Genomic DNA, 21,798 nt, shown 5'->3' on the forward strand with positions numbered 1-21,798 from the left:
CGTTGCTTCGACAAGCTCAGCATGACCGTTCTTATCTGGTCGAAGTCAGCTCGCCATCAGATAAAAAACTCGTTAACCCGCGGGTCTTCGTGCTTGGCCAGCTCCTGGTAGGTGCCCTGGGCGTAGCAGCGGCCGTCGGCCAGCATGGCCACCCGGTCGGCCACGAGGCGCACGCTGTCCATATCATGGGAGATGATGAAGGCCGCCGTCTGGTATTTCTGCTGCACCTGCCGGATGAGGGCACTGATTTCGCGCGCCGTGATGGGGTCGAGGCCGGTGGTGGGCTCGTCATAGAGAATGATTTCGGGCTGCAGAATAAGGGTGCGGGCCAGCGCGATGCGCTTGCGCTGCCCACCCGACAGCTCGGCCGGCATCTTCTCGGCGGTGTCGGCGAGGCCTACGTCTTCCAGGGCCTGCCGCACCAATTCCTTTTCCTCGCCCCGGCGGTCGTCCAGCCACTGCCGGCGCAACGGAAACAGCAGGTTCTCGCGCACCGTCATCGAGTCGTAGAGGGCGTTGCTCTGGAAAAGGAAGCCCAGCTTGGCCCGCAGCTGGTCCATGGCCTCGTGGTCGAGGGTGCTGATGTCCTGCCCCAGCACCGTGATGCGGCCGGCATCGGGTAGCATCAGCCCGATGATGCACTTGACGAGCACCGACTTGCCCGAGCCCGACTTGCCCAGCACCACCACGTTTTCGCCCCGGTGCAGGTCCAGCGAAAAGTCCTGCAATACATGGTTGTCGCCAAACGATTTGGTGATGTGCTCCAGCGTGAGCACCACCTCGGCGGGGCCGGCCGGGGCAGGGGTCAATGCCGATTCGGTGAGGGATTTCATGGGGTTGGTTGGCGCGGATGGTAAGTAGTTCAAGAGCAGAATAAAAGAACCGTCATGCTTCGACTTCGCTCCGCATGATGTTTTCTAATTAAAGCTCAGCAGCTCAGTAATCTGCACGGCCAGCAGGTCGATGATGAAGATGAGCAGCGAGGATATCACTACGGCCGAGTTGGCGGCCACGCCCACCCCGGCCGTGCCTTTGGCGGCGTAGTAGCCCTTGTAGCAGCCCACCAGGCCCACGGCAAAGCCGAAGAAGAAGGTTTTGAAGAAGGCCGGCAGCACGTCGGCGAAGGTCAGGCCGGCGAGCACGGTATTGATGAAGAGTGCCAGCGTCGTCATGCCTCTGGTGTTGATGCCCACGTAGGAGGCGTAGAGGCCAATGGCATCGGCCAGCACCGTGAGCAGGGGCAGCATGAGCGTGGTAGCCAGCACCCGCGTCACCACCAGGTACTTAAACGGATTGGTGCCCGATACTTCCATGGCGTCAATCTGCTCCGTCACGCGCATTGAGCCCAGCTCGGCCCCGATGCTGGAGCCGATTTTACCCGCAAAAATCAGCGCCGTGATAATCGGCCCCATCTCCCGGATAATGGTCAGCCCGACCATGGTCGGAATCCAGGACTCGGCCCCGAACTTGGCCATAGTGGGCCGGCTTTGCAGCGTGAGCACGAGGCCCATGATGAAGCCCGTAATGCTCACCATCGGTAGCGACTGGTAGCCCACCACGAAGCACTGGTACAGAAACTCCCGCACTTCGTAGCGCGGTCGGAATCCCTCGCGGAAAAACCGCCCGGTAAACTGCGCGATGGCACCGGTTTCGGCAAGGAAAGGGCTTTTGAACACGGGGCAGGAGTTTCAAAAGGTGGGTTAAGGAGCGATGCGAATCAGGCTTATTAATGGGCTGGTAAGCAGCCGCTAGCCGACTGCTGCCTGCGCAGTTGGCGCAGCGGGCCCGGCCGCTTCGGCCGCCACCATGTTGGCTAGGCCTTGCAGCAGCGCGTCGGGGGCGAAGGAGATGCTGTTGATGCCCTGCTCGACCAGGAAGCGAGCAAACTCGGGGTAGTCGCTCGGGGCCTGGCCGCAGAGGCCAATAGGCCGGCCGCTGGCCCGGGCCGCGCCGATGACCTGCGCCATGAGCTGCGTCACGGCCTCGTTGCGCTCATCAAACAAATGGCTGATAATGGCCGAGTCCCGGTCGATGCCGAGCGCCAGCTGGGTCAGGTCGTTGGAGCCGATGGAAAAGCCGTCGAATACTTCAGCGAATTCTTTGGCCAGGATGACGTTGCTCGGGATTTCGGCCATTACGTATATTTCCAGCCCTTCCTCGCCCTGCTTCAGGCCAAACGCTTCCATCAGGGCCACCACCTGCCGGCCCTCGGCCACGGTGCGGCAGAAGGGCACCATGGCTTTCACGTTGGTCAGGCCCATGTCGTGGCGCACCCGGCGCAGGGCCGCGCATTCCAGCCGGAACCCCTCGCGGTACTGTGGGCTGTAGTAGCGCGAGGCCCCGCGAAAGCCCAGCATGGGGTTTTCCTCGTGGGGCTCAAACTGCCGGCCGCCCAGCAGGTCGGCGTATTCGTTGGTTTTGAAGTCGCTCATCCGCACAATGACTTCGCGCGGAAAAAACGTGGCCGCCACGAAGCCAATGGCCTGGGCGAGCTTCTCCACGAAGTACTCGGGCTTGCTGGGATAATGGGCGGTGAGCTGCTCAATCTCGGCGCGGGCCGCCTCGTCGGTCAGCTTATCGAACTCAACCAGCGCCATGGGGTGCACGCGAATGGTATTGTTGATGACGAATTCCATGCGCATCAAACCCACGCCCTGGCTGGGGTAGCGGGCCAGCTGCAGGGCGCGGTCGGGGTCGGCGAGGATGAGCAGGGCCTTGGTGGCGGGCCGGACCACCTGGGCCAGGTCGAGGTCGGTTTCGGTCCAGGCCAGCTGGCCGTCGAACACCTGGCCTTCGTCGCCCTCGGCGCAGGAAACGGTTATCACCTGCCCGTCTTTAATCTTAGTCGTAGCATTCAACGTACCCACCACGGCCGACAGCCCCAGCTCGCGGGCCACAATGGCCGCGTGGCTGGTGCGCCCGCCCCGGTTAGTCACGATGACGGCCGCGTTCTGGAGCACGGCGTTCCAGTCGGGGCTGGTGATGTCGGTGACCAGGATTTCGCCCGGCTGCAGGCGGTGGCCATCGGCCGGCGAGTCGATGATGCGGGCCACGCCCGACACAATCTGGCTGCCCACGGCCTTGCCGGTGGCCAGCACCGGGCCGGTTTCGGTGCGGTGGTACTCGTGCAGGCGCAGGGCCTGGCGGTTCTGGCTGATGGTTTCGGGGCGGGCCTGCACAATGTAGAGCTGGTTGTTGAGCCCGTCTTTGGCCCACTCAATGTCCATGGGCATGCCGTAGTGCTCCTCAATCACGAGGCACCAGCGGCCCAGCTGCTCGACCTCGGCATCGGTGAGCACGAATACTTCGCGCTGGGCGGCCGGCGTGTCGGTATTCACGATGGTATCTGCCCGCTGGCCGTGGGCATCGCCCGGGGGTTCGGCGTAGCGCATGGTCTTGGCCTTGTCGCCCAGCTTTTTGGTCACCAGCGCACGGTGGCCGTCGCGCAGCGAGGGCTTGAAGAGGTAAAACTCGTCGGGATTCACCGCGCCCTGCACCACGTTTTCGCCCAGCCCCCAGCTGCCGGTGAGGTAGATGAAGTGCTCATGCCCTGTTTCGGGCTCAATGGTGAAGGCCACGCCGGCGGAAGCCAAATCCGAATGCACCATGGTCTGCACGCCCACCGACAGGGCCACCTGCATGTGGTCGAACCCGTTGGTAACGCGGTACTTGATGGCCCGGTCGTTGAACAGCGACTCGAAGCAGCGGTGGCAGGCGTCGAGCACGCCCTGCTCGCCCTCAATGTTCAGAAACGAGTCGTGCTGGCCGGCAAAGCTGGCTGTAGGCAGGTCTTCGGCCGTGGCGCTGCTGCGCACCGCTACTTCCGCGCGGTCGGGGTGCTGGGCAGTCAGCTCGCGGTATGCTGCCCGGATGGCGGCGGCTACAGCCATGGGCATAACGGCCCCGTGCACCAGCGAGCGGGCCCGGGCCCCCACGTCGGGCAGGTTGCTGAAGTCGTTGGTGTCCAGGGTTTCCAGCAGCTCGGTGAGGGGCGCCCGCAGGCCGTTTTCGTCCAGCAGCAGCCAGTAGGCGGCGGCCGTGGTGGCAAAGCCATCGGGCACCCGGATGCCCTGGTCGCTGAGCTTGTTGAACATCTCCCCCAAAGAGGCATTTTTGCCGCCCACCTGGGCCACTTTATCGTTGGTCAATTCCCGGAAAAAGAGCGTGAAAGCTGCGTGTGCCATGGTACAGGGCTGAATAGGGGTGAGGTCGGCGGCGTGACTGGCGGCGTAGGGCAAAGGACCGGCGCGCCCCCGGCAACGGGAATGCCCAATGTCAGGCCCCGGCCATGACTTTCGTCAAGGGGACGCGGCTGGGGCAGCCGTAATCTTGTGCGGGGCTATGGCATTAGTAGCCAGCAGTGTCGCAACGCGCATGCCTCAGCCAGAAAACTGCGCTGCCCCCGGCCACCTCGTGTAGCAAGTGGCCGGGCGCAGTCGCCTTTGCGCGTCCCAATCGTGAATGCCCATGAACCATCAAACGCATATACCGGCAGCAGCAGCTCCCCGCCCCGCGGGCCGCATCATCTCCGTGCGGGGAAGTGTGGTAGACGTGTGGTTCGACCACGACCTGCCCGCCATCTACTCCGTCCTGTATGCCGGGGCCGGACAGCAGGTCGTCATCGAAGTATTAACGCAGCTCGATGAGCACCGGGTGCGCGGCATTGCCCTGAATCCCACCCAGGGCCTCACCCGCGGCCTGCGGATAGATACTGAAGGAAAGCAGCTTGAGGTGCCCGTAGGCAATGAAATCCTCGGCCGGATGTTCGATGTGTTTGGCAATACCATCGACCACGGGCCACCCCTGGCCGGGCTTGCGCAGCGCGCCATTCACCGGCTGCCCCCGCCTTTGCTGCACCGTTCCACCAAGTCCGAAATCTTCCGCACCGGCATCAAGGCCATCGATGTGCTGATTCCGCTGGAACGGGGCGGCAAGGCCGGGCTGTTCGGCGGCGCGGGGGTGGGCAAAACGGTGCTGCTCACGGAGATAATCCACAACATGGCCGGCCACACGAACGGGGTCAGCCTGTTTTGCGGCATTGGCGAGCGGTGCCGCGAAGGCCTCGAGCTGTACCACGAAATGAAGGAGGCCGGGGTGCTGCAAAATATGGTCATGCTGTTTGGCCAGATGAACGAGCCGCCCGGCGCGCGCTTCCGGGTAGGCCACGCGGCCCTGACCATGGCCGAATACTTCCGCGACGATGAGCAGCGCGACGTATTATTGCTGATTGACAACATCTTCCGCTTCATCCAGGCGGGCATGGAAGTATCGGGGCTGCTGGGCATGATGCCCTCGCGCCTAGGCTACCAGCCCACGCTGGCCACGGAGCTGGCCAAGCTCGAAGAGCGCATTGCCAACACCGAGGCCGGGGCCATTACCTCCATTCAGGCCGTGTACGTGCCGGCCGACGACCTGACGGACCCGGCCGCCGTGCACGCGTTTTCGCACCTGTCGGCTACCATCGTGCTGTCGCGCAAAAGAGCGAGCGAGGGCCTGTTTCCGGCCATCGACCTGCTGCAGTCCAATTCCAAAATGGCCACCGCCGACATCATCGGGCCGCGACACTACGCGGTGGCCCAGGAAATAAAGCGGGTACTGGCCCAATACGAAGAGCTGCAGGACATTATCGCCATGCTAGGGCTGGAGCAGCTCTCCACCGCTGACCGCAACCTGGTGGGCCGGGCCCGGCGGCTGGAGCGGTTTCTCACCCAGCCGTTTTTCACCACCGAGCAGTTCAGCGGCCTGCCGGGCAAAGACGTTGGGCTGGAGGACGCCCTCAGCGGCTGCGAGCGGATTCTGGCCGGCGAATTCAACGACCTGCCCGAGAGTGCCTTTTACATGATTGGGACGATTGAGGAGGCCCGGCAGAAGGCTGGGAAAAAGGAGAAGGCGCAGCCCCAGGATGCGGGCCATGCCGAGGCCCGCCACCCTGCCCAGGAGTGAGTGCAGCCCAGTGGCCGGGGCATCGCCGGATAGTCATGCTCAGATAACCCCATCATAACTGGCTGGCGACTGTCAAAACAGACTCAATACCATAAACTTAAAAACCCGAAATCATGAAAATTTCAAAAGGTGACATCGAAGTCAAAATGGATATTCCTGGAGCGGTTCTTCGTCAAAAAACCGAATTCGGTAATGCTGCCGGATTGGGTATGATAAGCGCAGAGTATTTCAGCCTTGCCGAAGGCGTTGATACTACCCCTTTGTTTGTGGGGCTCGAAGGAGATTTATGTCAGTGTCCACACTGGGGATATCTGCTGAGCGGTCAGGTGACCGCAACGGACGCTAATGGCACCGAAGAGACTGTAAATGCGAATGACCTTTTTTATTGGCCTCCAGGGCATAATGTAAAAGTCAATGCAGATGCGGAGATGATTATGTTTAGTCCCCAGCATGAGCATACGCTGGTAATCAATCACATGATTGAAAAGACCAAAGGCTAGGTACGGCATTTGCAGCCCACGAACAGCTTGCTGCCAACGACTTATTTGCTGAATGGGGCAGTGTGGCGGGGGCGGCCGGGCTGCACGACGCGAGCGATGAACTACGCCCACTCGCTCAGCCTGACGGGCTGATTTTCTCTCTCATCTCTATTCAGGTCTCACCCCACATGTCGACCATGAACCTCAAAGTGCTGCTGCCGTTTCGCGTGTTCCTCGACATCGGCCAGATAAGCCGTATCGTGCTCGAAACCAGCGCCGGTGCGTATGGCCTGCTGCCCCGGCGGCTCGATTGCGTGGCGGCCCTGGTGCCCGGCATTTTCACCTACGAAACCGCCGATGGCCGCGTGCATTACCTGGCCGTGGACGAAGGCGTGCTGCTCAAAGCCGGGCCCGACGTGTCGGTGTCGGTGCGCAACGCCATCGGCGGGGTCGGCCTCGGCCAGCTCCGCGAATTAGTGGAGCAGGACTTTCGCCGCCACGATGCCGAGGAGCAGGCGGCCCGCACCACCCTGCGGAAAATAGAAACCGGCCTGCTCACCCGGCTCGAAACACTGCAACAGTCCTAGCCCCTCCTGCCCATGAAACCCGCCGCCGACAAACCGGACGCATCGCTCAGCCAGCGCATTGGTGCCCTGGAAACGCGCAAGCTGCACGCCCTGCACAACCCCAAAAAGGGCGTGTGGTACGGCGTGGGCATGTTCGGCATGATTGGCTGGTCGGTGGCGGTGCCAGTGCTGGCGGGCACGGCGCTGGGCGTGTGGCTCGACCGCCGCTACCCGCAGACGTTTTCCTGGACGGTGACCCTGCTCTTTGCCGGGCTGGTAGTGGGCTGCCTCACCGCCTGGGTCTGGGTGAGGAAAGAAGGCAACGAACCCCCAGCGCAAACCACTAAAACTCCTTCCGATGACTGAAATCTTTCCGCTCGCGCTGGCCCTGATTGCGGGGCTGGCCCTGGGCACTCTGTTTTTCTATGGCCTGTGGCTCACGGTGCGGCGCGCCCTCATGGCCCGCTACCCGGCGCTCTGGCTGCTGGGCAGCCTGCTGGGCCGGCTGGCCCTGGCCGGGGCCGGCTTCTACTACGTGGGCCAGGGCAGCTGGTCCCGGCTGGTGGCCTGCCTGGCCGGCTTCGTGGCGGCCCGCTACCTAGTGGCGCACTTCACCCGGCCGGCCGCTGCGCGGCCGTTCTCAAAACCCCTCACCCATGAATCTTAGCCCCGACGAAGTCGTTTTCTGGCGTTACGGATTCGTGACGATTAACCTCACGCTGGTCACCACCTGGGGCATCATGCTGCTGATGGTGGGGGGGGCTTTCCTCATCACCCGAAAGCTGAAAACCGGCCTGCTGATTTCCCGCTGGCAGTGCGCCCTCGAAATCGTGGTGCAGGGCATCAACACCCAAATTGCGGAAGCGGGCCTGCCCCAGCCCGAAAAGTACATCGGCTTCATTGGCACCCTGTTTTTGTTTATCGCCATTGCCAACGTGGGTATTGTCCTGCCCTGGTACCAGCCCCCCACCGGCTCGCTCTCCACCACGGCGGCCCTGGCCGTGGCCGTGTTTCTGGCCGTGCCCTTCTTTGGAATCGGGAAAACCGGGGTGCTCGCCTACCTCAAAACCTACCTGCAGCCCACCTTCATCATGCTGCCTTTCAACCTCATCAGTGATGCCACCCGGACGCTGGCGCTGGCCGTGCGCCTGTTCGGCAACATCATGAGCGGGGGCATGATTGTGGGCATTCTGCTGAGCATTTCGCCCCTGTTCTTTCCCGTTATCATGAACGTGCTGGGGCTGCTTACGGGCTTGGTGCAGGCCTACATTTTCAGCGTGCTGGCCACGGTGTACATCGCCGCGGCGGTGGCCAAGCCTGCCCCGCCGGAACCACTTCCCGCTTCTAACTAATCAACCAATCAACCCATGGACAGCACCGCCCTTATCGCCATGATTTCCATTATCATGGCCGGCTTCACCACCGCCATCGGCACCATTTTTCCGGCCGTGAGCGAGGGCAAGGCCGTGGCCACCGCCCTCAGCGCGCTGGCGCAGCAGCCCGATGCCTCGGCCACCATCACGCGCACCCTGTTTGTGGGGTTGGCCATGATTGAATCGACGGCCATCTACTGCTTCGTGCTGTCGATGATTCTCATTTTCGCCAACCCCTTCTGGAACCACATGATTGGCCAGTAAGCCTCCCGACCCCATGGAAATCAACTGGTTCACCGTCGTCGCTCAGCTGCTGAACTTTCTGCTGCTGGTGTGGCTCATGAAGCGCTTTCTGTACCAGCCGGTTTTGGCGGCTATCGAAGCGCGCGAGCAAAAAATAAAGGCGCAGCTGAACGACGCCAGCACTCAAAAAACCGAGGCGCAGGCCGAGCGCGAGCAGTACCAGCAGAAAAACGTCGACTTCGACCAGCGCAAGCAAACCCTGCTGGCCACGGCCCACGCCGAAGCGCAGGCCGAGCGCCAGCAGCTGCTGGACGAAGCCCGGCAGGACGCCGATACGCTACGCGCCAAACAGGCCACCGCCCACCAGCAAATACAGGAAGAAATGCACGACGACCTGGCCCAAAAGACCCGCCAGACCGTGCTTTCCCTCACCAAAAAAGCCCTGACCGACCTGGCCTCCGCCGGCCTGGAAGCGCAGGCGCTGGCCGTATTCATCGAACGACTTCACCACCTGCAGGGAACCGAAAAGCAAGGCTTTATCGATGCTTTCCAGGCCAGCGCCAGGCCCGTGCAGGTACGCAGCGCCTTTGCGTTATCAGCTGAGCAGCAGGCTGAGCTGGCCGCCGCCCTCACGGCCCTCATCGGCACCGAAGCCGCCTGCACCTTCACCACCGCGCCCGAGCTCATCAGCGGTATTTCGCTGAGCGCCAACGGCTACAAGCTGGCCTGGAGCGTGCCCAACTACCTCGCCGAGCTCGAAAGCAACCTTTCGGCCGCCACTCCGCAGCGTGCGCCGGCGGGCGAACCCGAACCCGAACCCGAATCCGAACCGCGCCACCATGCCAGCCACTGAACTACTTGCTCATCTGAACGATACGCTCGCGGCCCTGAGCGCGGGCAGCGCCGCGTTCCGGCCCGCGCTGATTCCCCGCGAAATTGGGGTGGTGCTGAGCGTGTCGGCCGGAGTGGTGCGGGTATCGGGGCTGCCGGGCGCGGGCTCCGGCGAGCTATTGCTGTTTGCCGGCGGGTTGTATGGCCTGGCCTACAACCTCGACGAAACCGAAATCGGCGTTGTCTTGCTGGGGGAAGATGCGCGGCTGAGCGTGGGCGACGAAGTGGAGCGCACGGGCCGGGTGATGGATATTCCTGTGGGCGACGCTCTGATTGGCCGGATAATCAACCCCTTGGGCGAGCCGCTGGACGGCGGCGGCCCGCTGCTTACGCGGCAGCGCCTGCCCATCGAGCGGCCCGCGCCGGCCATCATGGACCGTGCGCCGGTAACCGTGCCGCTGCAAACCGGCCTCAAAGTGCTTGATGCGCTGCTGCCCGTGGGCCGGGGCCAGCGCGAGCTGATTCTGGGCGACCGGCAGACGGGCAAAACGGCTTTGGCGCTCGATGCCATTCTCAACCAGCACGATAAGCAGGTGCTGTGCATTTACTGCGCCATCGGCCAACGGGCCGCGTCGGTGGCCAAGGTCATTGCCACGCTGCGCGAAAAGAAGGCCCTCGCCTACACCATCGTGTTGGTGGCCGAAGGCAACGAGGCCCCCGGCCTGAAATACATTGCCCCGTATGCGGCCACCAGCGTGGCCGAGTACTTCATGGAGCAGGGCCGCGACGTGCTGATTGTGTACGACGACCTCACCAACCACGCCCGGGCCTACCGCGAGCTGTCGCTGCTGCTGCGGCGGCCCCCGGGCCGGGAGGCGTTTCCGGGCGATATTTTCTACATCCACTCCCGCCTGCTCGAACGCGCCACCCACTTGAGCCCGGCGCTGGGCGGCGGCTCGCTCACGGCCCTGCCCATCATCGAAACGGAGGCGCAGAACATCTCCGCCTACATTCCCACCAACCTCATTTCCATCACCGACGGGCAGATTTACCTCTCGCCCAAGCTCTTTGAAGCGGGCGTTCTGCCGGCCGTCGACGTGGGTAAGTCTGTTTCCAGGGTGGGCGGCAAAGCCCAGCTGCCGGCCTACCGCACCACCACCGGCAACCTGAAGCTGGCGTATTCGCAGTTTGAGGAGCTGGAAAACTACGCCCGCTTCGGCACACGCCTCGACGAGCACACGCAGCGCGTCATCGACCACGGGCAGCGCATCCGAAGCTGGCTCAAGCAGCCGGAGCTGCACCCCATGTCGGTGCCCGAGCAGCTGGTTGTGCTGCTGGCCCTCACCAGCGGCTATTTTGACAATATCCTCGTCGAAAAAATACCCGAAGCCGAGGCCCTGCTAACGCAAAGCAGCCTCGCCCTACCCGCCGAATTGCTGCAACGCCTGACCGCGCAAAAACCCCTGAGTCCGGACGACCAGGCCGCGCTGCTGGCCTGCGCCAAAACGGTGCTGGCCCCTTTTCAGGAGCAGCCCGCTGCGGAAAGCGACTAGCTGACAAGCTATTAGAGAGGTTTCGGAGTCTATGTACACGATGTAGAGACGCAACATTTTGCGTCTCGTCGTTGAACGACCGGGACCGCACAAACCTGCGCGGTTATAACAACATCAGCAACGACGAGACGCAAAATATTGCGTCTCCACATCGTGTACACGGACCTTGAATTTGCTCTAGGTCCTCTTGCTCATCCCGCTCATCCCGCTCATCGCGCGCGCTCCTCCCTGAGCAAATTACACCCCGAACAAATGCAAACCCTGGAAAGCCTGAGCCGGAAAATTGAAGGTGCCAAGGACATCAAATCCGTGGTGCGGACCATGAAAGCCATGGCGGCGGCCACCATCGGGCAGTACGAGCTGGCGGTGAGCTCGCTCGGCGACTATTACCAAACCGTAGCGCTGGGCTTGGTCGCTTACTTTCAGTCGGAGCCCGCCGGAAACCCCACACCACCGGTACAGGAGCCGCAAAAAGTAGCTGAGCCCTTGATAGGTGCCTTGGTTTTTGGGTCCGACCAGGGGCTGGTGGGCTCGTTCAACGATACCCTCGCCGCTTTTGTGGCCCAAACGCTCGGCACTCTGCCCGGCAGTAAGCAGCTCTGGACCGTGGGCGAACGGGTGCAGCACCTGCTAACAGATGCGGGCCTGCCCGTGACCACGCATTTTCTGGTGCCCACGGGCATCACGGCCATTACGCCGCTAGTCGCGCAGATGCTGCTAAAAGCGCAGGAAGCCATCGACAACGGAAGCCTGACCGCGTTCTACATCTTTCACAACCGGCCCCGGGAGGCCACGGGGTATGAGCCGGTATATCAGCGCCTGCTGCCGCTGGACGCGCAATGGAAACAGGAGCTGCGGGCCCTGCACTGGCCCACAAAAACGCGGCCCCAGGTAGCTGGCGCGCGGTTTCCCACGTTGCGGGCCCTCGTCGGAGAGTTTCTGTTCGTGTCCTTGTTCCGAGCCTGCGCCGAGTCATTGGCCAGCGAAAACGCCAGCCGCCTGAAAGCCATGCAGCGGGCCGAAAAAAGCATCGATGAGCTATTGGGCGAGCTGGCTCACCAGTACCACCACAAGCGCCAAAGCGCCATCGACGAGGAGTTGTTCGACGTCGTGTCCGGCTTCGAGGCCCTCAACGCCGACCACGCCAAGGAGAAGCGGGAGTAGGATAGGCAGCCCGGTGCAGTCATTCTGGTGCCGAAACCCGAGCGGCGGGGCCATGCCTGTTCATCCGCTGAGTCACTGGGTTAGATTTTAGATTCATGAACGCAAGTATCGCGTTGCTACACCTGACTCTTGAAATTTGCTCAAATTATCAAAAAACCGCGTGTCAGAAAGCTGGCGTGAGGCCGGTAAGTACCGTGTTGGCAATGCCGGTGGCAGCCACCAAAGCAGACGTTTCGGTAGCGACCTCTGGGGCGGCGGCGGGCAGTACGAGCACGGGTACCGGGCAGTTTTCCAGGAGCTTGGCCGTGACGCTGCGGTGAAACAAGTTGCCGAAATAGCTGCGATGACGAGCCAGCACCACCACCAAATCGGCCCGTGAATCGAGGGCGGCCGCCAGCACTCCCTGCTCGTAGTGCTCATGCTGAAAGCCCCGTAGTTCCGGCGTGGGCAGCCCCTCGACCAGGCCGCTGGCCTGCACGGCCCGCAGCGCCAGGGCGCAGCCTTCGTCGTCTTCCACCCCACTCGTAACGTGGGCCACAATAATCTCGACGCCGGGCTGGGCCAGCAGCGGGCGCAGGGCCTGGGCTTCCGCGGTCAGCGTGAATGGTTCGCGGTCGGCGGCAATGAGGATGCGGCGGGGCGGGTGGTCGGTGGGGGACGTGGGCGACACCACCAGCAGCGGGTAGCCGCCGGCCCGCAGAATCTCCACGCAGGAGGTGAGCATGTCGGCGGCGACGGGACGGTCCTCATCCACCTGGCTGAGGACAAAGAGGGCCGGCTGGTAGCGGTTGGCCAAATCCTGGGCCACGGCGGGCAGCAGGTCGGTGGCTACTTCCACGGTGGCTGTGGTTTGCAGGCTTTGGGCCTGTTGGTAGAGAATGGCGGCCGTATCGGTCTGGCGCGCCAGCTCCTCCTGGTGGTAGCCTTGGGCCACCAAATCGTTGGGGTCGAACAGGGAGGCGCGGTTGACGTGCAGCAGCACCAACTGGCCCACCATGGCCTGAGCCATCACGTCGGCGTATTTAACAGCGCGGCGGGCGGGCGGATAAAAACCGGCGAAGACGATGAGGGAAAGGGCCATGGGGAAGTGAAGGTTAGGGTTAAGTGGTCAGTGAGGGAGCTTGGCTATGGATGCAGGAATTTCAATATTACCAGCCGCTTAATCCAACCCGTTTTCCAGCGTGGCCAGCAGCAGTACCGGCACCTGGGTATGCCGTAGCACCTCGTCGATAACGCTATTGCCAAAAAGCTTACTTATCCAGCCGTGGCCGGGGTCGAGGAGAACCAGCATATCGGCCGACAGCTCCGCCACGGCTTGCTGCAGGCCCGCGGCCGGTGCTTCGCCCACCACCCGGTGCAGGCTGCTGCCGGCCAGGGCCGGCGTCAGGCCACATTCGCGCGCCGCCGTGAGGCCGTGCCGGCCGGCGGTGGGCTCGTCGGGCCGGGCCACGGTGGCGGGCACCACGGTGGCCCCCAGGGCCGCCAGGAGTGGGGTGAGGGCCAAGGCCTGGGGCGTGAGGGTAAAGGACTGGTCGCGCACGGCCAGGGCCAAGCAGCGCGGCGGGCGCAGGGCGGCCGTGGGCAGGTTCTGCGGCACCAGCAGCAGCGGGTAGCCCGTTTCGTGGGCCAGCGGCAGGGCGCGGTTGCTGAGCCATTCGTCCAGCAGGCCGTCGGTGGCCGTGAGGCCGGCGATAACCAGCAGCGGCTGATGCTGGTGCAGGGCTTCCTGCACGGCCTCGTCCCAGACTTGCGCCACGGTGGTGGCGGTGGTGGCTACGGGCATGGCGGCGGCTACTTCTTCCAGCGCGTGGCGCTCCCGTCGCACGTAGCCGGCGTTGGTGGCGCGCATGACCTGGCCTACCCGTGCAGTAGTGGGCGGCGTGGGGTACACGTGCAGCAGGTGCACCTCGGCCCCCAGCGGGGCGGCCAGCACGGCGGCGTAGGCCCGGGCCCGCTCGGCGGCGGGCGAAGAATCGGTGAGAACGAGCAGGGTGGGTTTCATGGCGAAGAAGAGAAGAAAGTGAGAATAGGGGCCTTGGTTACTACTGGCTCAGCGCGGCCCGGATGGTCAGGAACTCGGTCAGGTTGCTTTGGTCGATGACGCCGCGCAGCCGCTGGTTTTCCAGCACGGGAAAAAAGGCATTGGGCAGGCGCAGGGCGCGGGCATACACGGCGGCCAGGCTGTCGCTGATTTCCACCGTATCGAATTCGCGGCTCATTACTTCCGCCACGGCCGTGGTGAGGCGGTGGTCGCGCAGGGCGGCCATGAGCAGGGGCCGGGTGAGCACCCCCACGGCCCGGCCCTGGTCGAGCACAATCAGGTCCTGGTCGGAGCCGGCCAGCAGGGTGTCGGCCGCGTGCTGCACGCTGTCGGACGGGGCCAGGGTGAGGTAGTTGGTTATCATGGCGTGGCCCACGGTATAGTCGCCCAGCAGCTCGCGGTGCTGCACCGACGCGTTTTCGGTATATGCCCCGAAATACACGAAGATGCCGATGAGCACCAGAAACGGATTGTTGAACAAGCCGTAGAACACGAAGCCTACGGCCAGCAGCCGGCCCAGCCCGGCGGCAATGGCGGTAGCCCGGGGCCGGCCCAGGCGCATGGCCAGCAGGGCGCGCAGCACCCGCCCACCATCCATGGGGAAAGCCGGAATGGCGTTGAATGCCACCAGCAGTACGTTCACCCAGAACAGGGCCGTGAGAAAGCCCGGCCCCACGGCATCGTGGCTGAGGCCGATGCCCTCGAAGGCCCCCAGTGGCGCCACGAAGGGGTATAGTATCGCCGCCAACAGCACGTTCACGGCCGGCCCGGCCAAGGCCACCAGCAGCTCCTGCCGGGGCTTTTCGGGTATGCGCTCCAGCGTGGCCAGGCCCCCGATGGGCAGCAGCGTGATAGAGCGTGTGCCGATGCCGAAGCGCCGCGCCATGAGCGAGTGTCCCAGTTCGTGCAGTACCACGCAGGCGAACAGCGCCAGCACAAACCCCACCGACACCAGCACGGCCCCGTAGCTGCTGCCCCGCCGCACCTCGCCAAACACGAGGAAGCCGAGCAGCAGCAGGAAGGTCCAGTGCAGGAAGATGCGGATGCCGGCCAGACGACCGATTAGCAAGGAGTTTTTCATAAGCAGAAGTACCAGGAGCGCCGCCCCGGGCAGACAAAAAGCCCACCCGACCGGCCCCAAAGGGACATAGGCAAAAGTCCGTCCCGGTCGCTGACTTCGGCATGACGAGAATTACCCGAACACTTGATTTTCATCAACCCCTGCATGCCTACTCCTTTGAGCAGTACAGCCGGCCACAAAGCAGAAATCCCCGCCTGCCGGTGAGCCGAAAAGCGGGGAGGTGATGCGGCACGGCCGAACTCAGCGGCCGGGCAGGGGCACCGGCTGCAGCTGCGTGTCGAGGCGGTGCAGGCGCACCGCGACCAAGGCCCCGATGAGCAGGGCCGAAAACAGAAAAGTGGGAATGAGCATACAACGGGGAATAAGGGGCGTGCAACGGCCCTGGGTGAAAAACAGGTACTATGCAAGCGTCGGCGCAACCTCTCAGCTCATGGCCGGCAGTCAGTCGGGCTGGTCGGCATCGTCGGCGGGTAGGAGGAGTACCGGCACGGGACAGCCGCGCAACACCTGCGCCGTGACGCTGCGATGAAACAGCCGGCCCAGGAAGCTGCGGGGCCGGGCAATGAGAATCAGCAAATCGGCCTGCGTCTCGGCCACGGCGCGCAGTACCCCGGGAGCCGGAGCGTGGCCGGCATCGTCGTACAGCGCCAGCGGCGCGGCCGTGGGCAGCAGCTTGCGCAGCGGCCCGCCCAGCTGCTCATAGCCACCGGGCCGCACGCCCCCGCTCGCAAGGGTTCGAACGTGCACCACCGAATAGGCCGCCTGCCAGCTCGCCAGCAGCGGGGCCAGGGCCAGGGTGACGGCACTGAGGGTAAAAAAATCGCCATCGATGGCCACCAGCACGCGGCGCGGCCGGCTGGGGGGCGGGCCGGCTTCGGGCACCAGCAGCAGCGGGTGGTGGGTGGCGCGCAGTACGGGCAGCACGTGGTTGCGCAGCAGGTAGTCGAGCAGGTCCTGCTCGGGGCTCAGGCTCATGGCCAGCAGCAGCGGGTGGTGGCGCTCAATGGCTTCCTGCACGGCATCGGTAATGGGGGCCGCGACTACCGTCGCTTCGGTGGGCGCGGGCAGGCGCTGGGCCAGCGCCTGCAAGGCGTCTTCCGTCTCGGCCTGCATCTGGGGGAAGTAGTGCATCGGCACAGCCGCCAGTCCGGAGGCCAGAATGGGGGGCTGATAGACGTTGACCAGCTCCAGGCGCACGTGTAGCGGTGCGCCCAATACGGCGGCGTAGCGGGCCGCCTGCTCCGCCGCCTCAGAAAGATTGACCAACACCAAAATGGAAGGATTCATAGCAAAAATTCTAAGTGATAAGCTGTTGCAATCAGTCGCCGGGGCTAGTCGCGGGCCGGTAGTGCCAGCACCGGAATCGGGCTTTGCTCCATGAGCCGGGCCGTGATGCTGCGGTGAAAAAAGCTGCCAATAAGGCTGTGGTGCCGGGCCACTACCACCAGCATATCGGCCTGTTGGCGCACGGCTTCGGCCAGAATTCCGGCCACCAGATCGGGTGCGTGGTGCAGGTGCAGGCGGCTGAGCGGTATGGCCGGTACCACCCCGTTGATGCGGATGGTGTTGAGCACGGCAACGGGGTCGGGCGGGGTGGTGGTGGCGCTTTCGGGTATATAAACCACCTGCAGCGACGCCTGTGGTCCGGCCAGCAGCTGGTGCACCAGCGCCGGGAGTGGGTGCAGGTCCAGGGGCTCGCCGTCCACGGCCAGCAGCAGCCGGCGGGGCGGCAAGCCCTCCGAGGCCGTGGGGGGCACCACCAGCACCGGGCACAGGGCTTGCTCCAGCAGCAGTTGGGCCACGTCGGCTACTATTTCCACGGGCTGCTCGGCCGCGCCGGGCTGGCCCAGCACCAGCAGCTGGCCTTGCTGGGCCCGCACGGTCTGGCCAACGGCCTCAGGAAAAACTTCTTCCGATACCACCAGCTCCGTGGGTACGGGTCGGTTGGTGGTCAGCCGGGCTAGTTCCCGCTGTTTTTGCCGCTTGTTCCACTCGGTGCGCGGGCTGCCTTTTTCGCCGGGGCCGTGCAGGCCATTGTGGCACACGTGCAGCAGCACCACGCGGGCCTGCTGCGCGGCCGCCAGGCTGGTGGTGTAGGCCAGGGCCTCCGGGTATACAGTGAAAAAATCGGTGAGGATAATGAAAGATGCTTCCATGGCAAGTGTTTGGGCAACAGGATAAAAGGCGCTCTAGTCTTCGGCGGGTAGTACCAGCACCGGAACCGGACTGTGCTCCAGCAGCTGGGCCGTGACGCTGCGATGAAACAGGCTGCCGATAAGGCTGTGCTGCCGGGCCACGACCACCAGCAGGTCGGCTTCCTGCCGGGCCGCTTCGGCCAGTATCCCGCTCACTACCGAGCGGTCATACACTTCATATAGCTGGCTGGGGGGCAGCACCTCGGTAAGGTCGTTGTCTGCCACCGTGCGCAGGATGGCTTCGGCCCCCAGGCGCGCGTGGCTGTCGTCGGTTACGCGCACCACGTTCAACGTGCCCTCCGCCAGGCGTAGCAGCTGCCGGAGCACATTCTGATGCCGGAGCAGCACGAACGGTTCGCCGTCCACGGCCAGCAGCAGGCGGCGGGGCGGGAAGGTATCGCCGGCGGGGGGCGGCACCACCAGCAGCGGATAGGGCACGGTAGTGAGCAGGTCCATGGCTGTGCCGGTCACGATTTCCACGGGTGCGTCGGCCGTTTCGGGGCGGCCCAGCACCAGCAGCAGGGGATGGTGGCGTTGCACGGTGGCGCGCACGGCCTCGGTCAGCTCCCGGTCCGACACATCTACCTGGGTGGGCACGGGCTGCGCGTCGGCCAGCGTTTGCAGGACCCGGTCGGTGGCATTGTCGCTGACGGGTGAGTAGGAGCCGTAGTCGATGGGAGCCAGCAGCACGTCGTGGCGGGCGTGCAGCAGCACCAGCTCCGTTTTCATCGACACCGCCAGCCCCGCAGCGTAGGACAGCGCCCGGGCGGTGACGGCGTAAAAATCAGTCAGTACGACAAGGGGGGAAGCCATAGCAGTAGGAGAAAAAAGGGGTGAATTGGAAAACCCGTGGGCGGCCCGGCCAGTCCGGGTGCTAGCGCTAGCGGTAGGTGTCGGTTAGCAGATGAGCAGGGGGATGAGGGCCCTGCTGCCCGGGGCCTGCCGGGGCCAGCACGAGCAGGTGGTTTTTCACGTCGTGGGCTCCGGCCTTGTAGGCTTCGAGGGTGGCCTGCTGGCGCTCGGGCCAGCTGTCCACAGTGCCGGTAAGGGTGGCGTGGCCGTGGCTCACCTGCACGTCAATATCCTGGTCGTGTAGGCTGGCCGACCAGAAGTGGCGCTCCCGGATGCGGCCGGCCAGCGCATAGTCAGAGTCGGGGTCGGGGCTGTCCGGCCGGGCAAGGGCTTCGGGCCGCGCTTCGGCGGGCTCGGCTACCAGGTTGGCCACGGCCAGCACGCCACTGGCCCCTGCGGCCACATCGCCCACCCGCTCGCGCTCAAACGCATGGTCTACCTGCCCGTGCACAGTGGCCTGGCCGTTGCTCACGCTCACGGTAAAAAAGAAGTGCCCCACGTAGGGGTCACGGGCCAGCGCGGCCAGAATGGCCTGGCGAATATCGGCATCAGGCACCAGGCCGCTGGGTCGTACCTTCAGTAGGTTGTGTACTTCGGTCACGCCCACTACGAGGCGGGCGTCGTGCTCGGCTTCCTGGCGGGCGCGCAGGTTGCTCACCGTACCGGCCAGCGTCACAATGCCTTCATGGACCTGCACCAGCGTTTCGGAGCAGCGCACGCGTGGGTTGCGGTGCAGGGCGCCGCGCACGGCCTCCACAATGGCCTCGTCGGCCCGGAGCGCAAACTTCCCGCGCCGCAGCTCGCTGCTCAGCGCCCAGTAGGCCACAAGCAAGTCGCGGGCATCTACGTGGGCGGCTCCGGTCTGGTAGGCTATGGCTATGACGTGGTCCCGCTCCGTGGCCGTGCCCACCGTACCCGACAGGTGCACCACGGACTCGATGGTGCGCACCTGCACTAAGGCGCTGTTCACCCGAACATCCCAGTCGAGCAGCTCCTGAATCTGAATGGTGATTTCCTCGTCAGAATTCACGATTTTGCCCTTTTGAATGGTCAGGCCCTCCGTTATGAGGCTCGTCACGCCCCGCACGCCTTGCACCACGCGCAGCACCAGCTGCTTCTCGGCCCACGACTGCACCATGCCCGTGAGCGTGACCACGCCCCCGGCCACGGCGCACTGCACCTGATAGTCGCCAGTGGCGGGGTCGTCGGCCAGGGTGCCGCACACGTCGCGCTGCAAGTCGGCATCGGGCCGGGTGGGGGTGCGCACGGCCACTGTGCTGGCAACGCCGCGCACGCCGCGCACGGCCAGGGCAATGTCCTCGGCCCGCTGCCGGGCCAGCAGGTTGTCGGTGAAACCAGTCAGCGTTACCAGGCCCTCGTGCGTGGCCACGTCCAGCAAATGCTCGTCCAGGCCTTTTTGGGTGGTAAATAGCCGTTTGATGGCCATGGTAATGTCGGTATCGGCCATGGTTTCGGCGGTGGCTGGTATAATCAGGAGATGAGGCGTAACCATAACTGGTGGAGAGATAATATATTGCAATTCAATGAATTGATAAGCTTTGCGGCTCTTCAGGAGCACCGGCGGCGCATATTTCGGCGCGCGCCGAGTTGCGGGCCATGAGCCTCAGGGTGAGGGCGATGCCCCGGGGCAGTACCTGCAACATCGTCGTTCTGCAAGTAGACGGCAGCGCAGTACTTGCAAGCCCCCACAGCAGTACTCCAGGTATCTGGCAGGTTTTAGCTGTGCGCTGGCATCGCGCTGAAAGTCAATTGAAAGCTGGATTGATACAAAAATCAATCAAAAGCGCGGCAAGCCCCATGACAAGAATTGCCGCAGCGCGTGATATTCATCAAATGAAGAGTTAATGAAGCCAATTCGTCCGTTCTATCCCTGCACCAACAGCCAGGCCCCGCCCGCCACAGAACAGGCAAGAAATGGCGGGGCTTCATCAAGGCAAAAGGCCGAGGGCACGCAGTGCCCGGCGGGCGCGTAGCTGTCAGGTTTATAAGCCCAACGCCTGCGCGGCATTGTACGATACCACGTTGTTGAGCTGGGTATAGCGCTCAATCATGGCATCCGTTTTTTGCTTGGTCTGGTTTTTAATCGCCTTGTGGGATTGCCCGTTGAGCACGGCCACCGTCACGAAGGACACGCGTAGCGAGTGCGCCGAGTAGCCCGGCCCCAGCCGCTTTTGCACCAGCTTGTTGAGGGAAATATCAGAAAGTCGCTTTTCCGATGGGGTAGCCAGCCGCCCCGGCGTGGTCCGGGGAATCTTCACGAACAGCGGCCCTGTGGTACGGCCCAGCAAATTGAGCCAGGCCCGCAGGCTGCGCACCGGGCAGAAGTCCATATTGGGCGCGTAGAAAATGGCTTTGTCCTCCACCGCACCGTATTGGTTGGTTTTGCTTTTGGCCAGGTGGACCAGCAAGGCCCGCTCCGTGAATTCCAGCTGCTCAATGTTCAGCCCCACCAGCTCCGAGCGCCGGAAGGCTCCCGCGAAGCCCAGCAGCAGCAGCGCCCGGTCCCGCAGGCCAGCCGCCGTTTCCAGGTCAATTCGGCGAATGGCCTGCTTCAGCTCCTCGACGGTGAAGGCCTGCGCCTGGTCCTGCCGCTTGCCTAAGGTGCGGGCAATGCCTTCCATGACGATGTTGAGCGCATCCAACGTCGCCGGCAGCCGGTAGCCGGCAAGCTGATGGGCTTTGCGGATGGCGGCTAGGTGCCGCTTGATGGTGGCCAGCGCGTGCGGCCCGGTGAGCGGCTGTTGCCCCTTCTTTTTTTTCTGCCGGTCCCCGGCTGCCGGCTCCGCTTTTTCCGTGGCCAGATAGGCCACGTACTCGGTGAGCGTTTCCACGTCGGCTGGCAGCGCCCGCAAACCGTGCTGCTCGCAGAAGGCCACGTAGCTTTTCAGGTCGGACGTGTACGCGCGCTCCGTATTGGCCGCGCCCTGCAGACCGGTTTCGAGAAAGCCCGCGACTTTGGCGGAGGCCCGGGCCAGTTGGGCGCTGACCGACTGGTTGGCGTTGGACGAGGCGACAAGGGAAAGGTCTTCGCTCATGGAAGGGATTTGAGGGGTCGGTGGAGCGAGCTGATTCGGACCGCGAATTGATACCTTATATATAGGTATCAAAAACGACCGAAAAGCTTTCCATTTTGTCTTCCAAATATAAGTTATGATAAGTAAACATTATCATAACTTATATTTGCCCAGCCTTATGAATTATTGAAAAGGGTATTGCAAGGAAGGTTAAGCAGTCAGATACGTTTTGGCTTGCATGCCGTGATGCCGTGATGCCGTGATATCGGGCTTGTCCGAAAGTGGCCGCCGCGCACTACGCGGCGTTTTGTAAGGCCGGAGCGAGTTGGGCGACTACGGCTCCAGCGCCACCAATCTCAAAACTATGAAAACCCCTTTTTTGCCCGTGCTGGCCATCATCGCCATAGGAGCCGCTGCGGTGGCGGCCTTCGCCACACTGAAC

At 63.6% G+C, this 21,798-nt stretch carries 21 protein-coding genes; 10 read left to right on the forward strand and 11 right to left on the reverse strand.

Annotated elements, in window-relative coordinates; all coding sequences use genetic code 11:
• Positions 1-56: 56 nt before the first annotated feature.
• From KQ659_RS20930 to ppsA, 3 genes are all read right to left on the reverse strand, one after another.
• Positions 57-833 (reverse strand): ABC transporter ATP-binding protein, encoded by a 777-nt coding sequence (locus KQ659_RS20930; protein ID WP_216690901.1) that lies wholly within the window; start codon positions 831-833, stop codon positions 57-59.
• An 84-nt stretch (positions 834-917) separates the two neighbouring features.
• Positions 918-1,676 (reverse strand): MlaE family ABC transporter permease, encoded by a 759-nt coding sequence (locus KQ659_RS20935; RefSeq protein ID WP_216690902.1) that lies wholly within the window; start codon positions 1,674-1,676, stop codon positions 918-920.
• A gap of 72 nt (positions 1,677-1,748) precedes the next feature.
• Positions 1,749-4,184, reverse strand: coding sequence for a phosphoenolpyruvate synthase (gene ppsA / locus KQ659_RS20940; protein WP_216690903.1), 2,436 nt, complete (start codon positions 4,182-4,184; stop codon positions 1,749-1,751).
• A gap of 283 nt (positions 4,185-4,467) precedes the next feature.
• Between ppsA and atpD the strand changes: the two genes are divergently transcribed.
• The 10 genes from atpD (at position 4,468) to KQ659_RS20990 (ending at position 12,152) form a co-directional block, all read left to right on the forward strand.
• Positions 4,468-5,943 (forward strand): F0F1 ATP synthase subunit beta, encoded by a 1,476-nt coding sequence (gene atpD, locus KQ659_RS20945; RefSeq protein WP_216690904.1) that lies wholly within the window; start codon positions 4,468-4,470, stop codon positions 5,941-5,943.
• A gap of 113 nt (positions 5,944-6,056) precedes the next feature.
• Positions 6,057-6,443, forward strand: a complete 387-nt coding sequence (locus tag KQ659_RS20950; RefSeq protein ID WP_216690905.1) for a cupin domain-containing protein — start codon at positions 6,057-6,059, stop codon at positions 6,441-6,443.
• Positions 6,444-6,619: 176 nt separating this feature from the next.
• Complete coding sequence (locus KQ659_RS20955; protein ID WP_226916000.1) at positions 6,620-7,009, forward strand: F0F1 ATP synthase subunit epsilon; 390 nt, start codon at positions 6,620-6,622, stop codon at positions 7,007-7,009.
• 12 nt (positions 7,010-7,021) lie between these two features.
• Complete coding sequence (locus tag KQ659_RS20960) at positions 7,022-7,354, forward strand: AtpZ/AtpI family protein (RefSeq protein ID WP_216690907.1); 333 nt, start codon at positions 7,022-7,024, stop codon at positions 7,352-7,354.
• Entirely contained in the window at positions 7,347-7,655 is a 309-nt protein-coding gene (locus KQ659_RS20965) for an ATP synthase subunit I (protein ID WP_216690908.1), read from the forward strand. Before KQ659_RS20960 ends, KQ659_RS20965 begins: the two co-directional genes overlap by 8 nt.
• Positions 7,645-8,340: a F0F1 ATP synthase subunit A gene (locus KQ659_RS20970; RefSeq protein ID WP_216690909.1), complete on the forward strand. Its 696-nt coding sequence runs from the start codon at positions 7,645-7,647 to the stop codon at positions 8,338-8,340. The genes KQ659_RS20965 and KQ659_RS20970 overlap by 11 nt, the downstream gene beginning before the upstream one ends.
• A 15-nt stretch (positions 8,341-8,355) precedes the next feature.
• On the forward strand, positions 8,356-8,625 hold the full coding sequence (locus tag KQ659_RS20975) for a F0F1 ATP synthase subunit C (protein WP_168674861.1): 270 nt from the start codon (positions 8,356-8,358) through the stop codon (positions 8,623-8,625).
• 13 nt (positions 8,626-8,638) lie between these two features.
• Positions 8,639-9,457, forward strand: a complete 819-nt coding sequence (locus KQ659_RS20980) for a F0F1 ATP synthase subunit delta (RefSeq protein ID WP_216690910.1) — start codon at positions 8,639-8,641, stop codon at positions 9,455-9,457.
• The gene (locus tag KQ659_RS20985; protein ID WP_216690911.1) at positions 9,444-10,988 is read left to right on the forward strand and encodes an alternate F1F0 ATPase, F1 subunit alpha; all 1,545 of its coding nucleotides are present in this window, start codon (positions 9,444-9,446) and stop codon (positions 10,986-10,988) included. Before KQ659_RS20980 ends, KQ659_RS20985 begins: the two co-directional genes overlap by 14 nt.
• A gap of 252 nt (positions 10,989-11,240) precedes the next feature.
• Positions 11,241-12,152 carry a F0F1 ATP synthase subunit gamma gene (locus tag KQ659_RS20990; protein ID WP_216690912.1) on the forward strand — a complete coding sequence of 304 codons (912 nt, stop codon included), beginning with the start codon at positions 11,241-11,243 and terminating at the stop codon, positions 12,150-12,152.
• Between the two features lie 163 nt (positions 12,153-12,315).
• On the opposite strand, the gene KQ659_RS20995 is transcribed toward KQ659_RS20990, so the two are convergent.
• The 8 genes from KQ659_RS20995 to KQ659_RS21030 form a co-directional block, all read right to left on the reverse strand.
• Entirely contained in the window at positions 12,316-13,233 is a 918-nt protein-coding gene (locus KQ659_RS20995; RefSeq protein ID WP_216690913.1) for a universal stress protein, read from the reverse strand.
• Positions 13,234-13,311: 78 nt separating this feature from the next.
• Positions 13,312-14,154: a universal stress protein gene (locus KQ659_RS21000; RefSeq protein ID WP_216690914.1), complete on the reverse strand. Its 843-nt coding sequence runs from the start codon at positions 14,152-14,154 to the stop codon at positions 13,312-13,314.
• A 40-nt stretch (positions 14,155-14,194) separates the two neighbouring features.
• Positions 14,195-15,274 carry a site-2 protease family protein gene (locus KQ659_RS21005; RefSeq protein ID WP_216690915.1) on the reverse strand — a complete coding sequence of 360 codons (1,080 nt, stop codon included), beginning with the start codon at positions 15,272-15,274 and terminating at the stop codon, positions 14,195-14,197.
• A 441-nt stretch (positions 15,275-15,715) separates the two neighbouring features.
• Positions 15,716-16,561, reverse strand: coding sequence for a universal stress protein (locus tag KQ659_RS21010; protein WP_216690916.1), 846 nt, complete (start codon positions 16,559-16,561; stop codon positions 15,716-15,718).
• 44 nt (positions 16,562-16,605) lie between these two features.
• On the reverse strand, positions 16,606-17,430 hold the full coding sequence (locus KQ659_RS21015) for a universal stress protein (protein WP_216690917.1): 825 nt from the start codon (positions 17,428-17,430) through the stop codon (positions 16,606-16,608).
• A gap of 33 nt (positions 17,431-17,463) precedes the next feature.
• Positions 17,464-18,282 (reverse strand): universal stress protein, encoded by an 819-nt coding sequence (locus tag KQ659_RS21020; protein ID WP_216690918.1) that lies wholly within the window; start codon positions 18,280-18,282, stop codon positions 17,464-17,466.
• Between the two features lie 67 nt (positions 18,283-18,349).
• On the reverse strand, positions 18,350-19,834 hold the full coding sequence (locus KQ659_RS21025; protein ID WP_216690919.1) for a BON domain-containing protein: 1,485 nt from the start codon (positions 19,832-19,834) through the stop codon (positions 18,350-18,352).
• Between the two features lie 490 nt (positions 19,835-20,324).
• On the reverse strand, positions 20,325-21,377 hold the full coding sequence (locus KQ659_RS21030; RefSeq protein ID WP_216690920.1) for a tyrosine-type recombinase/integrase: 1,053 nt from the start codon (positions 21,375-21,377) through the stop codon (positions 20,325-20,327).
• Positions 21,378-21,798: the final 421 nt, after the last annotated feature.

The sequence above is a fragment of the Hymenobacter siberiensis genome (genome assembly GCF_018967865.2).
Taxonomy (GTDB): Bacteria; Bacteroidota; Bacteroidia; order Cytophagales; family Hymenobacteraceae; genus Hymenobacter; species Hymenobacter siberiensis.